This is a genomic window from Vannielia litorea, assembly GCF_900142295.1.
Taxonomy (GTDB): Bacteria; Pseudomonadota; Alphaproteobacteria; order Rhodobacterales; family Rhodobacteraceae; genus Vannielia; species Vannielia litorea.
In genome coordinates this window covers 966,176-985,257 of the sequence record NZ_FSRL01000001.1, presented here as the reverse complement: position 1 = coordinate 985,257, position 19,082 = coordinate 966,176, and the positions used below count along the sequence as shown (strand labels likewise).

Sequence of the window (19,082 nt, the reverse complement as noted above, 5' to 3'; positions counted from 1 at the left end):
GGCAAGAATGGCGGCGTCCCGCCCGTTGGCGCCGTCACGCAGCGGGGTTTCACACCCCCGCACCCCCGTGGGATATTTTAAGGACCAATGAGGAGCTGTGGGGATTCAGGGCATTTCGGCCCGCTGAATGGGTGAAACCGCCCCTAGTAGAGCCCGCCCGACGACAGCGACCCAAAGCTCGCCTTCGGCGCGATCCGGGCCTTCTTGCCGGTCGAGGTGGTCACCGTGCGCGCCGCGTCGTCATCATCCTCGCCCTGGGCGAACATCGGCAGGTTGGCTCCCATCGCGAAGCCCCCGTCGAGCATGGCCGCCATCCCGAAGATCGGCTCCTCACCCTCGCGGAAATACTCGGCCACCACGTTGGGGCCGGAGGCGCTGTCGGACAGGCGGGCCCCGGTGAAGCGGTCGATCTTCACGAAATAGCCGCCCGGCGGGACCTGGAACTTGCCGGCGCCGTATTTCTCGACCGCCACCTTCATGAAGGCGTTGAAGACCGGCGCGCACATGCCGCCGCCCGAGGCGCCGCCCATGGTGCGGGGCCGGTCGTAGCCGATGTAACAGCCCGCCGCGATGGTGTTGGTGAAGCCGATGAACCACACGTCCTTGGCATCGTTGGTGGTGCCGGTCTTGCCGGCCACCGGCACGCCCAGGTCCACCGCGCGCCGCGCCGTGCCCCGCTCCACCACGCCCTGCATCATCGAGGTCAGCTGGTAGGCGGTGATCGGGTCGATCGCCTGCTTGCGGTTCGAGGTGATCCTGGGCAGCGCGCCCGGCTCAAGCGAGGCCATCTTGCAGCCGTCGCAGATGCGCTGGTCATGGCGATAGATGGTGCGGCCCCAGCGGTCCTGCACCCGGTCCACCAGCGTCGGCTCCACCCGCTGCCCGCCATTGGCGAACATCGAATAGGCCGAAACCATCTTGAACAGCGTGGTTTCCTGCGAACCCAGCGCATTGGCGAGGAACGGATCGAGCCGGTCGTAGACGCCGAAACTCTCGGCATAGCTCGCCACCGTCTCCATGCCGACCTCCTGCGCCAGGCGGATGGTCATCAGGTTGCGCGATTGCTCGATGCCGGTGCGCAGCGGCGTGGGGCCATAGAACTTGTGGCTCGCGTTCTTGGGCCGCCACACGCCCTGCGGCGTGTTGATCTCGATCGGCGCGTCCACAACGATCGTGGCCGGGGTGTAGCCGGAGTCGAGTGCCGCGGCATAGACGAAGGGCTTGAACGACGAGCCCGGCTGCCGAGTCGCCTGGGTGGCGCGGTTGAACACCGAATGCTGGTAGCTGAACCCGCCCTGCATGGCGAGCACCCGGCCGTTCTCCACGTCCATCGCCATGAAGGCGCCCTGCACGGCCGGCACCTGGCGCAGCGTCCAGCGGATGAAGGCGCCGTCCTGGGTCATCCGGCGCACATGCACCACGTCGCCTACCTCGAAGTTGTCGTGGAAGCTGCCCTTGACCCAGTCGATATCCTTGCGCGGCACCACCGGCGGCTCGGGGCCATCCATCGCAACGCCCTCGATGCCGAGGCCGAGCTCCTGGTCGCCCACGCTGAGCACCACGGCCGGCAACCACTCGCTCTCGAGCTTCACGTCGCGCGCCACCTCGACGGCGGCCAGCGCCTCGCGCCACTGCGCCTCGTCACCCAGCAGCGCGGCGTCGATGGTCTTGCCGGTCCCGCGCCAGCGACCCAGCCCACGGTCATACCGCTCCAGCGCGCGCTGCAGCTCCACCGCCGCCTTGGCCTGAAGCTCTGGGTCCACCGTGGCCCGGATGGTCAGCCCCCCGCCAAAGAACTCCTCCTCCCCGAAGTTGCGGCTCAGCTGCCGCCGGATCTCGTCGGTGAAGTAGTCGCGCGGCGGCAGGGCGCCCTTGAAGCTGTCGAAATCGCCGTTCTGTACCGAGCGCAGCGGCTTTTCGCGCTCCGACTGGTAGAGCTCGTAGGTGATGTAGCCGTTCTCGTACATCTCCTTGAGCACGAAGTTGCGGCGGTTGGTCGCCAGCTCCTTGTCGCGCACCGGGTGATAGTTCGAGGGCGCCTTGGGCAACACCGCGAGATAGGCCGCCTCATGCGGCTCCAGCTCGGCCAGCGTCTTGTTGAAGTAGGTCTGCGCGGCAGCCGCCACGCCAAAGCTGTTCTGCCCGAGGAAGATCTCGTTCATGTAGAGCTCGAGGATCTTGTCCTTGCTCAGCGCCTGCTCCACGCGGGAGGCGAGGATGATCTCCTTGATCTTCCGCTCGGCGGAGCGGTCGGACGACAGCAGGAAGTTCTTCATCACCTGCTGGGTGATCGTCGAGGCGCCGCGGAGCCGGCCGCCCTTGGCCGCATCCACCGCCGCCGCGATCATCCCCATCGGGTCATAGCCCTTGTGGGAATAGAAGTTCTTGTCCTCCGCCGAGATGAAGGCCTGCTTCACCAACTCGGGGATCTCGCTCGAGGGCACGTAGAGCCGGCGCTCATGGGCGAACTCGTCCATGATGCGGCCCTCGCCCGAGTAGATCCGGCTGATCGTGGGCGGGGTGTATTGCGCCAGCTGCTCGTGGTTGGGCAGGTCGCGGCTGTAGATCCACAGGATCGCACCGATCATCAGGGCACCGAAGGCGGCCCCCGTGGTGATCAGCGCGAAAAGCCCGCCGATGATGCCGGTGAAGAATCTGAGCAACTGCCCGCTCCTTGTATCGTTTGAGGCCAAGTGTATACCGGATGCCCCCCGTCGAAGCAAAAGAGATTGCATGACAATTTCGGCCATATCCCGCCACGCCGGTCACGGTTTTGCGAGGCCGGCGGCACCACGGCCGCCCCATGGCCGGGCGGCCGCTACTGCCGGATGAGCGCCTTCAGCCGCGCGTCCTCCGCGGCCCAGGCGGCGATGCCATCGGCAATGCCGTCCGCCGCCTGCCGGCGCCACTCGGGCTTCTGCAGCTTGTCCAGCTCGCTGGAGGTGGAGAGAAAGGCCGCCTCCAGCAGCACTGCCGGGATGTCGGGCAGCTTGAGCACCGAGAAATCCGCAGCCCCCAGCGGATGCTTGTGCAGCCGCACCCCCTTGTCTCGCAACCCGCCCACCATCGCCCGCGCCAGCGCCATCGTGCGCGGCGCGGTCTCCCGCCGGGCGATCTCGAGCAGCGCCTGCGCCACCGCGTCATCCGTCCCGCTCAGGTCGGCCCCGCCGAGGATGTCGTCGCGGTCATGCCGGTAGGCCAGCTTGGCCAGCGCCTCGCTCGAGGCCTCGTCGGAGAGCGTGTAAACCTGCGCGCCCCGCGCGATCCCCTCCTCCACCGCATCCGCATGAAGCGACAGGAACAGATCCGCCCCGGCGCGCCGCGCGATGGTCAGCCGGGTTTCCAGCGATACGAAGCTGTCATCCTCCCGCGTCAGGACCACGCGGTAGTCGCCCGCCCGAAGAAGCGCCTCGCGCACGTCACGGGCAAAGATCAGCATGAGGTCGGCCTCGGTCACCCCGTCGCGGATGGCGCCGGGGTCCACGCCGCCATGGCCGGGGTCGAGTACGATCGTCAGGGGTCCTCCGGGCGCGGGGCGCCGTTTTGGCGGCGCGCTGGCCGAGGGCTTCGGAAAGGCCTCGCGGGCATCCTGCCCCGCCGCCACCTGCGCCGCGAACTCCTCCGCGCTCACCGGCGCCAGCGCCAGCTCCACCCGCGCCGAGCCGTCGGCGGCCCCGGTGATCATCTGCGCCGAGACCAGCCCCAGGGGTTCTGCCAGCTCGGCGACGAGCCGGGTCCAGCCGGGGCCCACACGACCGGTGCGCAGGGCCGTGACCTGGCTCAGCGACGACACATCGGGCCGGCCCATGGGCGTGAAGTCCACCTCGCGGAAGTCCAGCACCAGACGAGGCGGATCTGCGAGAAGGCGAACGCGGTACGGGACGGGCTGAGAAACGGTCAGGCGCAGCGTCACCTCGCGCCCGCGCTCGTCGAGGCCCGACCGCGTAGGGTCGACCCGGGCCAGCGCCGAGAAATCCTGCGCCTGCGCCAGGGCGCCCCAAAGCACCGCGATGATGAAAAGGACTGCCGCCCGCATGCCTGCGCCCCGCCTGTTTTGTCCGTTCTACACGAGGCCCCTCGCCCCACCAAGGCCCGGGCCGGCCGGGGCCGTTCACAGCGGCGGGAAGTCTCTCACGGTGCGAGCGTGCGTTGGGTTAACCGCCCGATCTGTGCGCCCATCGCGTATGCATGGGTTGTGTACGGGTTGTGCATGGGTTGTGTATCTGGGGTATCATATGGTGCGTTAACCACCTAACCCTCAGTCCCCAAACGGTTTCTTCCCCAAATGCTTGCGCAGCCGCGACGGCGTGGATTTCTTCTTGTCCTTGTAGGGGTTGGCATCGCCCTGACCCCGGAAATAAAGCCGAATCGGCGTGCCGGGCATGTCAAAGTCATCCCGCAACCCGTTGACAAGATAGCGTTTGTAGCTCTCCGGCAGCTTGTCGGGGTGCGAGCACATCACCACAAATCCCGGCGGCCGGGTCTTGGCCTGGGTCATGTAGCGCAGCTTGATCCTCCGCCCCCCCGGCGCAGGGGGCGGATGCTGCTCCAACATACTGATAAGCCACGCATTCAGCTTGGCCGTGGTCACCCGGCGGTTCCACACCTCATGTGCCTTGACCACCGCCGCCTGAAGCCGGTCGAGGCCTTTGCCGGTCTTGGCCGAAACCGTCACCAGCGGCGCCCCCCTCAACTGCGGCAGGAGCTTCTCGAAGGCCTCCCGCAAGTGCTTGAGTTTCGCCTGTTTTTCCGGCTCCACGTCCCATTTGTTGACGGCCACCACCACCGCCCGCCCCTCGCGTTCGGCGAGGTCCGCGATACGCAGGTCCTGCTGCTCGAAGGGGATCGCCGCATCCAGCAGAACCACCACCACCTCGGCAAACTTGACCGCCCGAAGGCCGTCGGAAACCGAGAGTTTCTCCAGCTTTTCCTGCACCTTGGCCCGCTTGCGCATGCCTGCGGTGTCGAAGATCTTCATCGGCACGCCATCCCATTCGATGGCCAGCGAGATCGAGTCGCGGGTGATCCCGGCCTCCGGCCCGGTGAGCAACCGGTCCTCACCGAGGATCGCGTTGATCAGCGTCGATTTCCCTGCGTTCGGGCGCCCCACCACGGCCACCTGCAAGGGCTTCTTTTTCGTGGGTTTCCAGGCCTCTGCCTCGTCTTCCCCGTCCTCGCCCTCTGCGATGGAAACCTCGGTTTCGGGGTCCGCTTCCGGCCTGTTAAGCGAAATTTCATCGACCACTGGCATCAAGGCAGCCAGAAGGTCCGACATGCCTTCGCCGTGTTCGGCGCTGATCCCGATCGGGTCGCCGAGGCCCAGCCCCCAGGCCTCGATCATGCCGCCCTCGCCCGCTCGGCCCTCGGCCTTGTTGCAGGCCAGCAGCACATGGGCGTTCTTGCGGCGCAGGATGTCGGCAAAGACCTCGTCCGTGGGTGTCACCCCCGTCCGCGCGTCGATGAGAAACAGGCAGACGTCGGCCATCTCCACGGCGCGTTCGGTGAGCTTGCGCATCCGGCCCTGCAGGCTCTCGTCGGTGGCTTCCTCGAGGCCCGCGGTGTCGATCACGGTGAACCGCAGGTCACCAAGGCGGGCCTCTCCCTCGCGCAGGTCGCGCGTCACACCCGGCTGGTCATCGACCAGCGCCAGGCGCTTGCCAACCAAGCGGTTGAAAAGGGTAGATTTTCCAACGTTGGGGCGACCAACGATGGCGAGTGTAAAGCTCATGTTAACGGACCGATGCGAGGCAACAAAGGCGCCTCATACACCGCTTTCACCTCAACGGAAAGCCACCAGTTGGCCCTTGCCGTTGACCACATAGAGCGTGCCCGCCACCACGATCGGGTTCGAGGCCGCGCCGCCCGGCAGTTCCACGGCTGCAACCATCGCCCCCGAAACCGGGTCGAAGCTGCGCAGCAGGCCATCATCCGAGGCCACCCGCAGCAGACCACCGGCCAGCACCGGGCCGTAGTGGGCGAACACGGCCTTTCGGCGGCGCACCTTCTGCTTGGTGAAATCGGGCAGCTTGACCGACCAGATGGTCTCGCCCGTCGCCGCATTCAGCCGCACCAGCTGGCTGGCGTCGGAGACGAGGAACACCGAGTTGCCCGCAGGCCAGACCGGCGAATAGGCTCCGTCCTGCGCCGTCCAGAGCCGCTCGCCGCTGTCGGCGTTGAGCGCCACGGTCCGCCCGGCCTGGGTACCCACATACACCGTGTTGCCCGCAACCACCGGGTCGCCGGTGATGTCGGAGTAATTGGTGTAGACCCGCCCACGTCGCTCGCCGGCAATGATTTCGCCCCAGGTGCGCACCCCCGAGAGCTTCAGTGCCGCAGTCACCGTATTGGCGCCCATCGGGAAAATCACGCTGCGGGCGGTCACGGCCGGCCCTGCCCCCCCGACCATGACCGAAGGTGTCGGCGTGCCGGGCATCTCCCACTTCAGCCGCCCGTTCGCGGCATCGACCGCAAAGGCCCGGCTGTCGCGGCTGACAACATAGACAGTGCCGCCCTCGACCGTCGGGGTGCCCTGCACCGGTGCCTCGAACTGCTGGCGCCAGCGCAAACCGCCCGTCGCCGTGTCGAGCGCCAGAAGCTCGCCATAACCGCTAGCGACATAAAGCGTATTGCCCTGCACCGCGAGCCCGCCGCCGGAGGCATCCTTGGTCCGGTCACGGGCGGGGGTGATGTCGGTCGACCAGATCACGGCGCCGCCGCTCGACAGGGCCGTGACCTGCGCCCGGCTGTCCATTGCGAAGATCCGGCCACCAGAGGCCACAGGGTCGGCGGTGATCCGGGCCTTGCGGCTGTTGCCGGCACCGATGTCTGCACGCCAGACCGCCTGAAGGTTGCGGGCCAGGGCCGGATGCTGGATCCGATGCTGCGCGGTGCCGTTGCGATGGGTCCACTCGCCGTGGTTCACCGGCGCGGGCAGCGAAATCGGCGCAGAGCCACGGTAGACCGGAGCCGTCTCGCCGCCCAGGTCCGAAACGCCCGCCGCTTCGCGAATGCCGATACGCTTGCCGGGCAAGGGCTGCTCGCCGCCGCCGCAGCCCGTCAGAAGGGCCAGGATCGCGCCTGCGGTGATCCATTGTGTTGCTGCTCTCACGGCCTGTCTTCCTTGCCCCGTCGTCTCTCGTTGCCGCGCCACGCCTCATGCTTGCGCCAGCGCGGTCAGGTCAGCCCTCTTCGGGCTTTCCTCCCAATGCCACAATCACTTGCAGGACGCGCTCTTGCAAGCCCCGGCTCAACCCGCTCTCGGCAACGAGAGCCTCCGCGGCTTTCAGGGCACCTTCCCGGTCGCCCGCCTCGATCATGAGATACACCTGCTGCTCCCGGGCCAATTGCGCCAAGGGCGTTGCGCCCCCGGCCAACCCCTCGAGCAGATCCGCGCGGCGCTCCGCGTCCAGGGCCTCCGACCCAAGCATCGCCGCCTTCAGCGCGGCCAAGTCACGCCAGGCCTGCGGCAGGGTTGCATTGTCGGTGATCGCCAGAAGCGTCTCGGCGGCCCCCTGCGGGTCTTCCGCGCTCTGTTTCTCGGCGGCTTCGAGCAGGTCGATCACAGCAGAAAATGCTCCGCTGGCCTCGAGCCCGCCCAGCGCTTCCAGTCGCGCCGCGCCTTCGTCGGCCTCGAGCGCGGCCAGAACCGCATCGCCGCGCGCTTCGGCCTCAGCCCGCGCGGTGGCACGCTGCCACTCCAGCCAGGCCGCCCCGCCCACGAGCACGACGATCACCAGAACCGGGATCCAACCATAGCGCCGCATCAGGCCGAACAGGCGGTCGCGCCGCAGCTCGTCGGTGACCTCGTCGATGAAGCTCTCGCTATTGCTCATCCGCCCGCCTTCTTCCTTGCCAACCGGGGTCTGCGCCCCGCAAGATCGGTGCTTCTTACCCGGAAACCGGCCCCGATGCCAAGGGGGTTGGCGGGACACTTCAAGGGGCCGTCGGGGCGGCCTGTCAGGAGTCCGAAGGACAACAGCAACTGTAGCTTGCGCCAACCTTGCGATCCGGCTAAACTAAACCAAACGGTTCAGAACACACCGGCGCATGATGGGCCCCGGTAATTCTGCACCAGCGAACGGAATGCTGGGGCGCGTTGCGCCCCATTGTTGCAAGGAAGGTCCGGCCATGCGGCTGTTTTCGATCCTCATCGCCCTCTGCGTTGCAGCGGTGCTCTATCTTTTGGTCATGCAGCGCGAGGCGCTGTTGTCCTTCGCCGGTGCCGACAGCGAAGAGACCACTGTGGCCGAGGCCGCGGAAGAGGCGCCACGGTCCGTCGAGGAAGACGGCACCGGCGCTGGCGAGGCCCGGGTGGTCTCGGTCATGGCGATCGACAGCCTCGCCCGCGAGATCGACAGTGCCGTGGTGACCCGCGGCCGGACGGAGGCAGCGCGCCAGGTGACCGTGCGGGCCGAAACCGCGGGCCAGGTGATTTCGGAGCCGCTCCGCAAGGGGGCCTTTGTCGAGGCCGGACAGATGCTCTGCGTGATCGACCCGGGCACCCGCGAGACCCAGCTTGCACAGGCGGAGGCCCAACTGGCCTCTGCCCAGGCCGGCCTGCCCGAGGCCGAGGCCCGGGTGGCCGAAGCCGAGGCGGCGCTCGAGGAAGCCGAAATCAATGACCGTGCCGCCAGCCAGCTTTCGCAGGGCGGTTATGCCTCGGACACGCGCGTTGCGGCCACCAGGGCGGGTGTCTCTTCGGCCAAGGCCGCTGTTCAGGCCGCGCGATCCGGCGTCGAGGGGGCCAAGAGCCAGATCCAGACCGCCGAGGCCGCCGTGGCTGCCGCAAGAAAGGAAATCGAGCGCCTCACGATCACTGCGCCCTTTGCCGGTCTGCTCGAGAGCGACAGCGCGGAGCTCGGGATGCTGCTTCAGGCCGGATCCGATTGCGCCACCATCCTCCAGCTCGACCCGATCAAGCTGGTGGGCTTCGTGCCCGAAACCGAGGTGGGACGGGTGGTGGTCGGCGCTCAGGCCGGCGCGCGGCTGGCCACCGGCGAAGAGGTCACGGGCGAGGTCACCTTTCTCTCGCGCTCCGCCGATGCGCAGACCCGCACCTTCCGCGTAGAGGTGCAGGTGCCCAACCCCGACCTGGCTATCCGCGACGGCCAGACCGCCGAGATCGCCATCGCCGCCGCCGGTGCAAAGGCGCAACTGCTGCCGCAGTCCGCTCTCACGCTCGATGACGGCGGTGCGCTCGGCGTGCGCTGGGTCGACGCCGAGAACACCGCGCGCTTCGCGCCGGTGACCGTGCTGCGCGACACGGTGAATGGTGTCTGGGTGACCGGCCTGCCGGAAAGCGCGCGTGTGATCACGCGGGGCCAGGAGTATGTGGTAGACGGTGTGCCGGTGAAGGTCACCCTCGAGGAGCTGACCCAATGACAGGTATCGTCGACTGGGCCGCCGCCCGCGCCCGGATGATCCTCGCCTTCGTGGCGATGTCCATCCTCGTGGGCTGGGCGACCTATCTCAGCCTGCCCAAGGAGGGCGAACCGGATATCGAGATTCCGGCCGTCTTCGTATCCGTGCCCTTCCCCGGCATTTCGGCGACCGACGCCGAAAAGATGCTGGTCAAACCGATGGAAACCGAGCTCTCCTCGCTCGACGGCCTCAAGACCATGCAGGGCGTGGCCACGGAAGGCTATGCCAACGTCGTGCTCGAGTTCGAATTCGGCTGGGACAAGTCGGCCACCCTGGCCGACGTGCGCGCCGCGATGAACACGGCGGAGGCGAGTTTTCCGGCCGGAGCAGACAACTACACCATCGGCGAGATCAATTTCTCCGAGTTCCCGATCATCATCGTCAACCTCACCGGCGCCCTGCCCGAGCGCACGCTCGTCAAGGTGGCGAAGGATCTGCAGGACAGCCTCGAAACCCTCGAACCGGTGCTGGAAGCCTCGCTGGCCGGCCACCGCGACGAGATGGTCGAGGTCGTGATCGACCCGCTCAAGCTGGAGAGCTACAACGTCACCGCTGCCGAGCTGATCAACGTGGTGGTGAACAACAACCAGCTCATCGCGGCGGGCGAGATCGAAACCCCAAAGGGCGCGTTCTCGGTCAAGATCCCCGCCAGCTTCGAGAACAGCCAGGATGTCTACAAGCTGCCCGTCAAGGTGAACGGCGACAGCATCGTCACTCTTGGCGATCTGGCCGACATCCGCCTCACCTTCGAGGACCGCGCCGGCACGGCCCGCTTCAACGGTGTCAACACCGTGGCTCTGCAGGTCTCCAAGAAGAAGGGCTACAACATCATCGACACCGCCGCCGCGATCCGCGCCACGGTCGATGCCGAGATGGCCAAATGGCCGCCAGAGCTGCGCGACGCGATCCAGGTGGGAACTTCCAATGACCAGAGCCGCGTGGTGAAATCCATGGTTTCGCAGCTTGAAGGCTCGGTGATGACCGCCATCGCCCTGGTGGCCATCGTGGTTCTGGCCGCGCTGGGTATCCGCCCCGCAATGCTGGTGGGCATCGCCATCCCGATCAGCTTTCTGCTCTGCTTCGTCTTCCTTTCGATCATGGGAATCACTGTGTCGAACATCGTGATGTTCGGCCTGATCCTCGCGGTGGGGATGCTGGTGGACGGGGCGATCGTGGTGGTGGAATACGCCGACAAGCGAATAACCGACGGGGTCGGGCCGATGCACGCCTATGTGGAGGCCGCCAAGCGGATGTTCTGGCCCATCGTCAGCTCCACCGCCACCACGCTTTGCGCCTTCCTGCCCATGTTGTTCTGGCCCGGCGTGGCGGGACAGTTCATGGGCATGCTGCCGGTCACGCTGATTTTCGTGCTGTCCGCTTCCCTGCTGGTGGCGCTGGTGTATCTGCCGGTGCTCGGGGGCGTCTCGGGCCGGATGAGCCGGATGTTCCACAACATCTCCCAAGGCCTGCGCCGCCTGCCGTGGTGGGTACGCGCGGTGCTGGTGGTGCCCTCGCTCTATCTGCTCTTCATTGCTGCCCTGCAGTGCATCAACCCGGGCTATCTCTTTGGTGGCACCTCGCCTCTGCCCGGCGCGATGGCGGTGGTTCCCGGCCTCGTGCTCTTCACTTTCGCCGCCTTTCTGGCGACGATTACGCTGGATGCCGCCCGTATCGAACGTCGCGCCAGGCGTGTTCAGGCCGGCCATCGGCGCACGTTCTTCGGCTGGATCATCAAGTCCATCGCCGGAAACCCGATCATGCCACTCGTCACCATCGGTGCCGTGGGTTTCTTCGTCATCTTCACCTTCGGCTACTATGGGGCCAACAACAACGGCGTCGACTTCTTTGTCGAGAGCGAGCCCGAACAGGCCATTGTCTATGTCCGCGCGCGCGGCAATCTCAGCCTCGCGGAGAAGGACGAAATGGTGCGCGAGGTCGAGGAGGCCATGGCGCATATTCCGGGTATCGAGAGCGCCTTCGCCTTCGCGGGCCAGGGCGGGCTGAACTCGAACACCGGCGGCAGCCAGGCACCGCTCGACACCGTGGGACAGATCCAGCTGGAGCTGATCCCCTGGGAGGACCGCGCCGAGTATGCCCGCACGCATGACGTGCCGCTGGCCGAGCTCGACGGTGACGTGATCCTCGAGAAGCTCGAAGAGGCGGTTCTCGAGATTCCCGGCATCCAGCCGGAGATCCTGAACCTCGCAATGGGCCCCGGCTCGGGCAAGCCGATTCATCTCCGCCTCTCGGGCAGCGATTTCGGCGCCCTTGAGGAGGCCGTGGCCACGGTCCGCGCCGAGTTCTCCAGCCTGCCCGGCGTCATCGACCTCGAGGATACCACGCCCCTGCCTGGCATCGACTGGCAGATCGACGTGGACGTGGAGAAGGCCGGTCGCTACGGCGCAGACGTGGCGACGGTGGGCGCGATGGTGCAGCTCGTGACCCGCGGCATCCTGCTGGACACCATGCGCGTCGACAGCTCCGACGAGGAGATCGAGATCCGCGTCCGCCTGCCCCGCGAAGACCGGGTCCTGGCCACGCTCGACGAGTTGAAGGTGCGCACCGCAGACGGCCTCGTGCCGCTCTCCAACTTCATCACCCGCAAGCCGGTGCCCAAGATCGGCCGGATCGACCGCGTCGACCAGCGCCGGATCTACGACGTCAAGGCGGATGTGGCGCCGGGCCTTTCCAAGCTCGTGGACGAAGGCGGGACCGTGCTGGCCGTCATGGAAACTGAGGCCGCCCGGGAGGCCGCCGCAGAGGGCGGCAGGTTTGCCGGCGCCTCCGTCATCGCCGTCAACGCCAACGAACGGATCGGTGTCATCACCGAGTGGCTCTCCGGCGCCGAGAGCCCCCTGCCCACCGGCGTCGATTGGGAGTGGACCGGGGACCAGGAAGACCAGGAAGAGAGCGGGGCGTTCCTGATGCGTGCCTTCGGCATGGCGCTTGGCATGATGTTCATAATCCTGCTCGCCCAGTTCAACAGCTTCTACAACGCTGTGCTGGTGCTGCTTGCCGTGGTGCTGTCTACGGCCGGGGTGCTCTGGGGCATGCTGCTGCTCGGACAGCCCTTCTCGATCATCATGACCGGCACCGGGATCGTCGCCTTGGCGGGAATCGTGGTGAACAACAACATTGTCCTGATCGACACCTACCAGGAGTATTCCGCCTACATGCCGAGGCTCGAGGCGGTGATCCGCACCGCCGAGGCGCGGTTGCGGCCGGTGCTGCTGACCACCATCACCACTATGGCGGGCCTGACGCCGATGATGCTGGGCCTCAGCCTCGACTTCATCAATGGCGGCTACTCTCTCGACAGCCCCACCGCGCTCTGGTGGAAGCAGCTGGCGACTGCGGTGGTCTTCGGTCTCGGCACGGCCACGGTTTTGACCCTGGTGTTCACGCCATCCATGCTGGCGCTGCGCATCTGGGCCTCCAAGGGCGCGTATTGGGGGCTCCGGAGCCTCGGCAAGGTCGCATTGGGCCGGTCCAGCCGGGTGGCCCGCGACGCCTCCCTGGCCCGCGCCGCCCGCAAAGTGAAGAGCCCGGAGATCATCTGGTCCGAAGAAGAAGCCCCGCAGGTTGTGGTCGAGGACAAGGACGCGGCGCAGGAAACGCCCGAGGCCGAAATCCAGCCGGAAACGGCGGCGGAGGAGCCGCAAGCTACGGCAAACCCCGAGGCGGAAGGCGGATCGAAACCGGAGACGGCCAAGGACGGGCCGGAGGGCAAGGACGACAAGCCCTCATCGCCACAGGTTCGCGCTGCCGAGTGAAACACGAGGTGCGCCCCCTGAGCGGCGCACCCCCTGGCGGCAATCATGGGCCACGCCGCCTGGCTTGGCCCGGCCGATCCGCCTCAGGCCGCCTCTTCCCGCAGTTGTTGCGCCCAGAGCGCGGCATATTTGCCGGAACGCGCCAGAAGCTCGGCATGATTGCCGCGTTCCACCACCTCACCGGCATCGAGCACGATGATCTCGTCGGCCCCCGCGACGGTGCTGAGACGGTGGGCAATGGTCAGCACGGTCCGCCCCTCGGCCGCCCGCGCCAGCGCACCCTGGATCTGCTGCTCGGTCTCGGTGTCGAGCGCGCTCGTCGCCTCGTCCAGCAGCAGGATCGGCGGGTTCTTCAGCATGGTCCTGGCAATCCCGACCCGCTGCTTCTCGCCGCCGGATAGCTTCAGACCGCGCTCACCCACGGTGGTCCGATAGCCCTGCGGCAGGCTCTCGATGAAGTCGTGAATACGGGCCGACTTCGCCACCGCCACGATCTCCTCGAAACGCGCCTCCGGCCGACCGTAGGCGATGTTGTAGAGGATCGTGTCGTTGAAGAGCACCGTGTCCTGCGGCACCACCCCGATGGCGGCGTGCAGGCTCTCCTGTGTCACGTCACGGATGTCCTGACCGTCGATCCGCACGGCCCCGCCGGTGACGTCGTAGAACCGGAACAAGAGCCGCCCGATGGTGCTCTTGCCCGCGCCCGACGCCCCCACGATGGCCAGGCTCTTGCCCGCAGGCACCGTGAAGCTCACGCCCCTCAGGATCGGCCGCTCCTCATCGTAGCCGAAATGCACATCCTCGAACCGCACCTCGGCGCCGCCAACGGCCAGAGCCCCTGCCCCGGGTTTGTCGGCGATCTCGGCGGGCTGGCCCAGCAGGCCAAACATTTCGCCCATGTCGACCAGCGCTTGCCGGATCTCGCGGTAGACCGAGCCAAGAAAGTTCAGGGGAACCGTGATCTGGATCATGTAGGCGTTGACCATCACGAAATCGCCCACCGTAAGCGTGCCGTTCTGCACGCCCATCGCCGCCATCACCATCACCGCCACAAGGCCACCCGTGATCAGCAGGGACTGACCGAAGTTCAGAAATCCCAGCGAGTAGTTGGTGCGGATCGCCGCATCCTCATAGCTGGCCATCGCCACGTCATAGCGCGCGGCCTCGCGGCTTTCGGCCCCGAAATACTTGACCGTCTCGAAGTTCAGCAGGCTGTCGATCGCCTTCTGGTTGGCATCGGTATCGCTGTCGTTCATCTGCTTGCGGATCTTCACCCGCCATTCGGTGACCTTGAAGGTGAACCACACGTAGAGCGCGATGGTGACGACGAGTACGGCGAGATACCGCAGGTCGAAGACCCAGGCGAGGATGGCGCAGACCATCACCAGCTCCAGGATGAGCGGGCCGATGGAAAACAGCATGAACCGCAGCAGGAACTCCACACCCTTGACCCCGCGCTCGATGATCCGGCTCAAGCCCCCGGTTCGGCGGGTGATGTGGTAACGCATCGACAGCGCATGAATGTGGTTGAAGGTCTCCAGTGCGAGGCGGCGCAGCGCCCGCTGGCCCACGCGGGCAAAGAACGCGTCCCGGAGTTGCTGAAACCCCACCGTCAAGAGGCGCGCGAGGCCGTAGGCCACCGTCAGCGATACCGCCGTGAGGCCGATGAGCAGGCCGGTCGAGGGTGTATCCCCCGCGAGCTGGTCGACCGCGGCCTTGAAGAAGAACGGCGTGGCTACCGAAATCAGCTTCGATACGAGCAGAGCCACCAGCGACAGGATGACGCCAACCTTCAGGCCAGTCTCGCCGGCGGGCCAGAGGTAGGGGGCCACGCGGGCGATGATTTCCCAGCCGTTGCCGGGTACTTTCGGGTCTGGCTTGGCCATGGGCCTGGCGCACCTCTCGAGCTCGTGAACGTCCGTCGGAACCTAGGGTATTCGGCGACGGCGTCCACCCGCTTGCACCCGCTCCTCCCTCATTCCGGCAAGTCGAAGATCTGTCCCGGGTAGATAAGGTCGGGATCGCGGATCTGGCCCTTGTTGGCTTCAAGCACCTTGTGCCACGACATGCCATCGCCATAGCGGTCCGATGCAATGGCCCAGAGCGAGTAGCCCGGCTGCACCGTGATGACCGACACCGCCAGACCCTCCGCGTCGGCATCCGCCGGGGCGGTGCGCGCCAGTGCCTCTTCGCTCTCGCGCAGAAACGGGGTTTCGAAGCGGCCGGTTACCTTGCCGTCTCCGCCGAGCTGGTCGACCCGCAGCGTGTAGGTGCCGGGTTGCACGCCCTCCAACTCTGCTTCCCAGGTGCCATCGGTGTCGAGCGGAGCCACGGCGACCGGATCGTTATCGAGGTAGATGCGCAGGTCGGACGGGCCGCCCGTTCCGCGACCGGACAGCGTGACCCCGCCTTGCGAATAGTCGATGGTCTCCACCCGTAGCGGCACCTCCGCGGCACTGGCCGAGGGTTGCAGCACGCGCAATCCGGTGCCGGTGGTCACCAGCAGTTGAGGGTCGGTGGCGGGCAGCGCGGCTTGTGCTTCCGGTGCCGCCGTCGGGGCCAAGGCCTGTGCCGGGGCGATGGCCGGTGCCTCGGGCGCGGGAAGCGCTGCAACCCCATCCGCTTCGGGTTCCTCGCCCTTTGCCTCCGATGCCAGGCTTGCAGCAGCGCCCGCTTCGTCAAGCGGGGTTGCGTCCTCCGCAGGCATATCCGGCGTTGCGCGGGGCGCCGCGCCCTCTGCCGTCTCCAGCTCTGGCTCGGACGCATCCGGCTCATCCCCGCTGCCGGCCATGCCCTGCGACGTGCCCTCCTCGGACGCCGCCTCCGTCGCCTCGCCCTGCCCTTCCTTGGCAGCCATGGCCACGGTCTGGCTGGCGGTCTCGTCGGGGGTAATGCCTTCACGTTCTTCAGCAGGTTTCGTGGCCGGAAGAGCGGCGGGAGCAACGATCACGCTGGCCTCGGAACGGCGCTCGCCAGCCGCGCCGCTGGCCAGTAGGGTCAGCACACGCGGCGATGGCCCGGGCTGGATGTCGGTCAGAATCACGAAGGCTCCCCGTCCATCCGCCTCGGTTTCGGCAATCGTGCTGCCGTCCAGCATCAGGATCACCAGATCGCCCGGCCCGGCCGTACCGGCAATGACGGAGGCGCCGCCCGGCTCGATGCGAACCACGTCAAACTCCGGAGGCGCTGCGGGTTGAGGCACATCCCCCCCCGGCTCGGTTCTGGCACTTCCGGCCGCGGCGGGATCAGCTGCGCCCTCGCCCACAGCAGCAGCCGCTGGCTCCGCGACAGGCGTGTCGGCCTGCGCGTCCGTTTCGGCGGGCAGTGTCGCGGGTTCCGTAGCCTCGGCCGCCTCTGCCGCGCTTGCGGTCGCCTCTCCTGCCTGTGGCTCCGAAAGCACGGTCTGCGGTGCCACCTCCCCCGGTGCGGTCCTTTCGACAACCTCGGCCGGGGCCAGATCAGCGCGTTCCGAGGGTGCGATCCGACCGCCCTGCCAGAGCCACAGCGCCAGCCCCGCCAGCGCCAGCGCACCAGCAGTCAGGCCTCCCCGGAGTACGGGGGAGAGTGAGTTCCAAGCCGCCATCGCCCTTCCTCGATCCAGCTGCAATGCACCGCGCCGGAGCACGGGTTGAGCAAGCATAGCCATACCGCTATCACCGGTCAAAACACTCCGCCGACATGACGGCCCTTTTCAGGATACCCCTATGACAGCTCCCCTCTCCGTCTGCGTCTATTGCGGATCACGCGACGGGACCGATCCGGCCTATGCCGAGGCTGCAGAGGCGCTTGGCGCGGCAATTGCGGACCACGGCTGGCGGCTGGTCTACGGCGCGGGCGATGTGGGGCTGATGGGGCGGGTTGCCCGCACGGCTCAGGCTGGCGGGGCCGAGACCTTCGGGGTGATCCCGACACATCTGCTGCAACGCGAAGTGGGCAAGCGCGACCTCACCTCCTTCATCGTCACCGAAACGATGCACGAGCGGAAGAAGGTGATGTTCATGAACGCCGAGGCGGTGGTGGTGCTGCCGGGCGGCGCGGGCTCGCTGGACGAGCTCTTCGAGGCGCTGACCTGGCGCCAACTCGGGCTGCACGCCAAGCCCGTCTTCCTGCTCAACGTAAATGGCTACTGGGACAAGCTCATCGCGCTCCTGGAACACGTCGTCGCCAGCGGATTTGCCGGCGACGACCTCCTGGGGTTCTATTCGGTCGTTCCTTCCGTCGAGGCGCTTGCCGAGGCACTCGAAAAGGTCTAGGCGGCCTCGAGATCGCCCTTCACGATCTTCTCGATCTCGTCGAGAGGGTGATTGGTGAGGGTCTTCGGAACTTCGGCCACCACCTTGTCGAGCACCTCCTTGTGCAACTCCTTTCGGAGCGCACCGAGCACCTGCGGAGCACAGGCCAGCACGATGTGGTCGAACTCGCCTCGGTGGGCTTTTTCGTAGAGCAAGCCGGCGAGATCGTGGGCAAACCTCTCCTTGGCCAGCTCGTGCCAGTCTGTGTCGTCAAGTGCCGAGCGCTGGCCCGGCCCGGTGTCGGCTTTACGGCCCGGGCGGTTCGCGCTTTGCTCCCGGTCGGAGGGGTTTTCCTGCCGCTCCTTGCCGGTGACAACGAGGTAGGGGTCCCCCCCGTCAGTGACGTTCTCAAGGAAGAGCGCCTTTTCGCTGTCGGCCACAAGCACCCAGGTGCCCTGCTTCAGCTCGGTCATTGACCCTCCCCCTTTTCCATCGACTTCGTCACGCGGGTCTTGCCCGCCGGGCGCTCGTTTGCGCGCTTGTACTCGTCGAGGCTCGCCACGTTGCGGGCCAGCTCGCCGCCCTCACGCCCGCCATGGGAGATCGAGCCCTCCGCGCCCAGCACCTTGTCGCTGTCGCGGCTCATGTCTTTGGATCGTTTGCGTTCTGCCATTGTCGTTCCTCCTTTGCGTGGTCAACGGGCAGGCCGCGAGGCTGGTTCCGAGATGCAAAAGGCGCGACACCCGAAAGGGGCATCGCGCCTTGATCGCCGTGGCCGGGGTCCTGCCCCGGATGGAGCGTGCCTTACATCCGCGAGGCGACGTTTTCCCAGTTCACCAGCTTGTCCAGGAAGTTCGAGAGGTAGGCCGGCCGCTTGTTGCGGAAGTCGATGTAGTAGCTGTGCTCCCACACGTCGCAGCCCAGCAGCGCGGTCTGGCCGAAGCACAGCGGGTTCACGCCGTTCTCGGTTTTCGTGACCTTCAGGCCGCCGTCGGTGTCTTTCACCAGCCAGCACCAGCCCGAGCCGAACTGGCCGGCGCCGGCTGCGGAGAACTCTTCCTTGAACTTGTCGACCGAGCCAAAGCCTTCGGTGATGGCTTTTTCAAGCTCCCCCGGCATGCCGCCGGTGCCCGGGCCCATCATCTCCCAGAACTGCATGTGGTTCCAATGCTGGGAGGCGTTGTTGAAGATGCCGTTCTGGGCGACGGCGCCCTTCTGGTAGGTGCCTTTCACGATATCCTCGAGCGATTTGCCCTCCCACTCGGTGCCGGCGATCAGCTTGTTGCCGTTATCGACATAGGCCTTGTGGTGGATGTCGTGGTGGTACTCGAGCGTTTCCTTGGACATGCCGAGATCGGCGAGCGCGTCGTGGGCATAGGGAAGGTCGGGGAGTTCGAAAGCCATTGGAGGTTCCTCTCTGTCCTTGAGATTTCGTTACCGGGATAAAGAGGGCGCGCGGCTCCAAGGTCAAGGGCGGGTCTGGCCATTCCGGCGGCAAAACGCTGTGGCGGCTGCGCAATCATTGTCTCGCGCAACGAAACAATGGCAGCGGCGGGGGTGACTTCATTGCCAAGCCGCGTATGGTAGCACGCAACCGGCCGAGCGAGCCGGGAGGGATACCGGACGGCCCCGCGCCAGACCGGTCTTGAACGAGCGT

13 protein-coding genes are annotated in these 19,082 nt (G+C 66.7%); 3 read left to right on the top strand and 10 right to left on the bottom strand.

Annotation, left to right across the window (positions count from 1 at the left end):
• Positions 1 to 143: 143 nt before the first annotated feature.
• From BUR94_RS04975 to BUR94_RS04955, 5 genes are all read right to left on the bottom strand, one after another.
• On the bottom strand, positions 144 to 2,663 hold the full coding sequence (locus tag BUR94_RS04975) for a penicillin-binding protein 1A (RefSeq protein ID WP_074255128.1): 2,520 nt from the start codon (positions 2,661 to 2,663) through the stop codon (positions 144 to 146).
• Between the two features lie 155 nt (positions 2,664 to 2,818).
• Positions 2,819 to 4,036: an N-acetylmuramoyl-L-alanine amidase gene (locus BUR94_RS04970; RefSeq protein WP_074255127.1), complete on the bottom strand. Its 1,218-nt coding sequence runs from the start codon at positions 4,034 to 4,036 to the stop codon at positions 2,819 to 2,821.
• 222 nt (positions 4,037 to 4,258) lie between these two features.
• The gene (der, locus tag BUR94_RS04965) at positions 4,259 to 5,728 is read right to left on the bottom strand and encodes a ribosome biogenesis GTPase Der (protein WP_074255126.1); all 1,470 of its coding nucleotides are present in this window, start codon (positions 5,726 to 5,728) and stop codon (positions 4,259 to 4,261) included.
• A gap of 51 nt (positions 5,729 to 5,779) precedes the next feature.
• Positions 5,780 to 7,108 carry an outer membrane protein assembly factor BamB family protein gene (locus tag BUR94_RS04960; RefSeq protein WP_074255125.1) on the bottom strand — a complete coding sequence of 443 codons (1,329 nt, stop codon included), beginning with the start codon at positions 7,106 to 7,108 and terminating at the stop codon, positions 5,780 to 5,782.
• A gap of 70 nt (positions 7,109 to 7,178) precedes the next feature.
• Positions 7,179 to 7,832 (bottom strand): hypothetical protein, encoded by a 654-nt coding sequence (locus BUR94_RS04955; protein ID WP_074255124.1) that lies wholly within the window; start codon positions 7,830 to 7,832, stop codon positions 7,179 to 7,181.
• A 295-nt stretch (positions 7,833 to 8,127) separates the two neighbouring features.
• Between BUR94_RS04955 and BUR94_RS04950 the strand changes: the two genes are divergently transcribed.
• Positions 8,128 to 9,381, top strand: coding sequence for an efflux RND transporter periplasmic adaptor subunit (locus tag BUR94_RS04950; protein ID WP_074255123.1), 1,254 nt, complete (start codon positions 8,128 to 8,130; stop codon positions 9,379 to 9,381).
• Positions 9,378 to 13,193, top strand: a complete 3,816-nt coding sequence (locus BUR94_RS04945; protein WP_074255122.1) for an efflux RND transporter permease subunit — start codon at positions 9,378 to 9,380, stop codon at positions 13,191 to 13,193. The genes BUR94_RS04950 and BUR94_RS04945 overlap by 4 nt, the downstream gene beginning before the upstream one ends.
• Before the next feature lie 83 nt (positions 13,194 to 13,276).
• On the opposite strand, the gene BUR94_RS04940 is transcribed toward BUR94_RS04945, so the two are convergent.
• Both BUR94_RS04940 and BUR94_RS04935 read right to left on the bottom strand, forming a co-directional pair.
• Complete coding sequence (locus BUR94_RS04940; protein ID WP_074255121.1) at positions 13,277 to 15,079, bottom strand: ABCB family ABC transporter ATP-binding protein/permease; 1,803 nt, start codon at positions 15,077 to 15,079, stop codon at positions 13,277 to 13,279.
• Positions 15,080 to 15,168: 89 nt separating this feature from the next.
• Complete coding sequence (locus tag BUR94_RS04935) at positions 15,169 to 16,362, bottom strand: LysM peptidoglycan-binding domain-containing protein (RefSeq protein WP_074255120.1); 1,194 nt, start codon at positions 16,360 to 16,362, stop codon at positions 15,169 to 15,171.
• 535 nt (positions 16,363 to 16,897) lie between these two features.
• Between BUR94_RS04935 and BUR94_RS04930 the strand changes: the two genes are divergently transcribed.
• Entirely contained in the window at positions 16,898 to 17,446 is a 549-nt protein-coding gene (locus BUR94_RS04930) for an LOG family protein (protein ID WP_074255119.1), read from the top strand.
• Here BUR94_RS04930 and BUR94_RS04925 read toward each other — a convergent pair.
• The 3 genes from BUR94_RS04925 to BUR94_RS04915 all read right to left on the bottom strand — a co-directional run bounded on the left by BUR94_RS04925 (position 17,443) and on the right by BUR94_RS04915 (position 18,829).
• Positions 17,443 to 17,898, bottom strand: a complete 456-nt coding sequence (locus BUR94_RS04925) for a host attachment family protein (protein WP_074255118.1) — start codon at positions 17,896 to 17,898, stop codon at positions 17,443 to 17,445. The genes BUR94_RS04930 and BUR94_RS04925 overlap by 4 nt on opposite strands.
• A complete protein-coding gene (locus BUR94_RS04920; RefSeq protein WP_074255117.1) occupies positions 17,895 to 18,098 on the bottom strand; it encodes a hypothetical protein in 204 nt (67 codons plus the stop codon). The genes BUR94_RS04925 and BUR94_RS04920 overlap by 4 nt, the downstream gene beginning before the upstream one ends.
• A gap of 131 nt (positions 18,099 to 18,229) precedes the next feature.
• A complete protein-coding gene (locus BUR94_RS04915) occupies positions 18,230 to 18,829 on the bottom strand; it encodes a superoxide dismutase (protein ID WP_074255116.1) in 600 nt (199 codons plus the stop codon).
• Between the last annotated feature and the right edge of the window lie 253 nt (positions 18,830 to 19,082).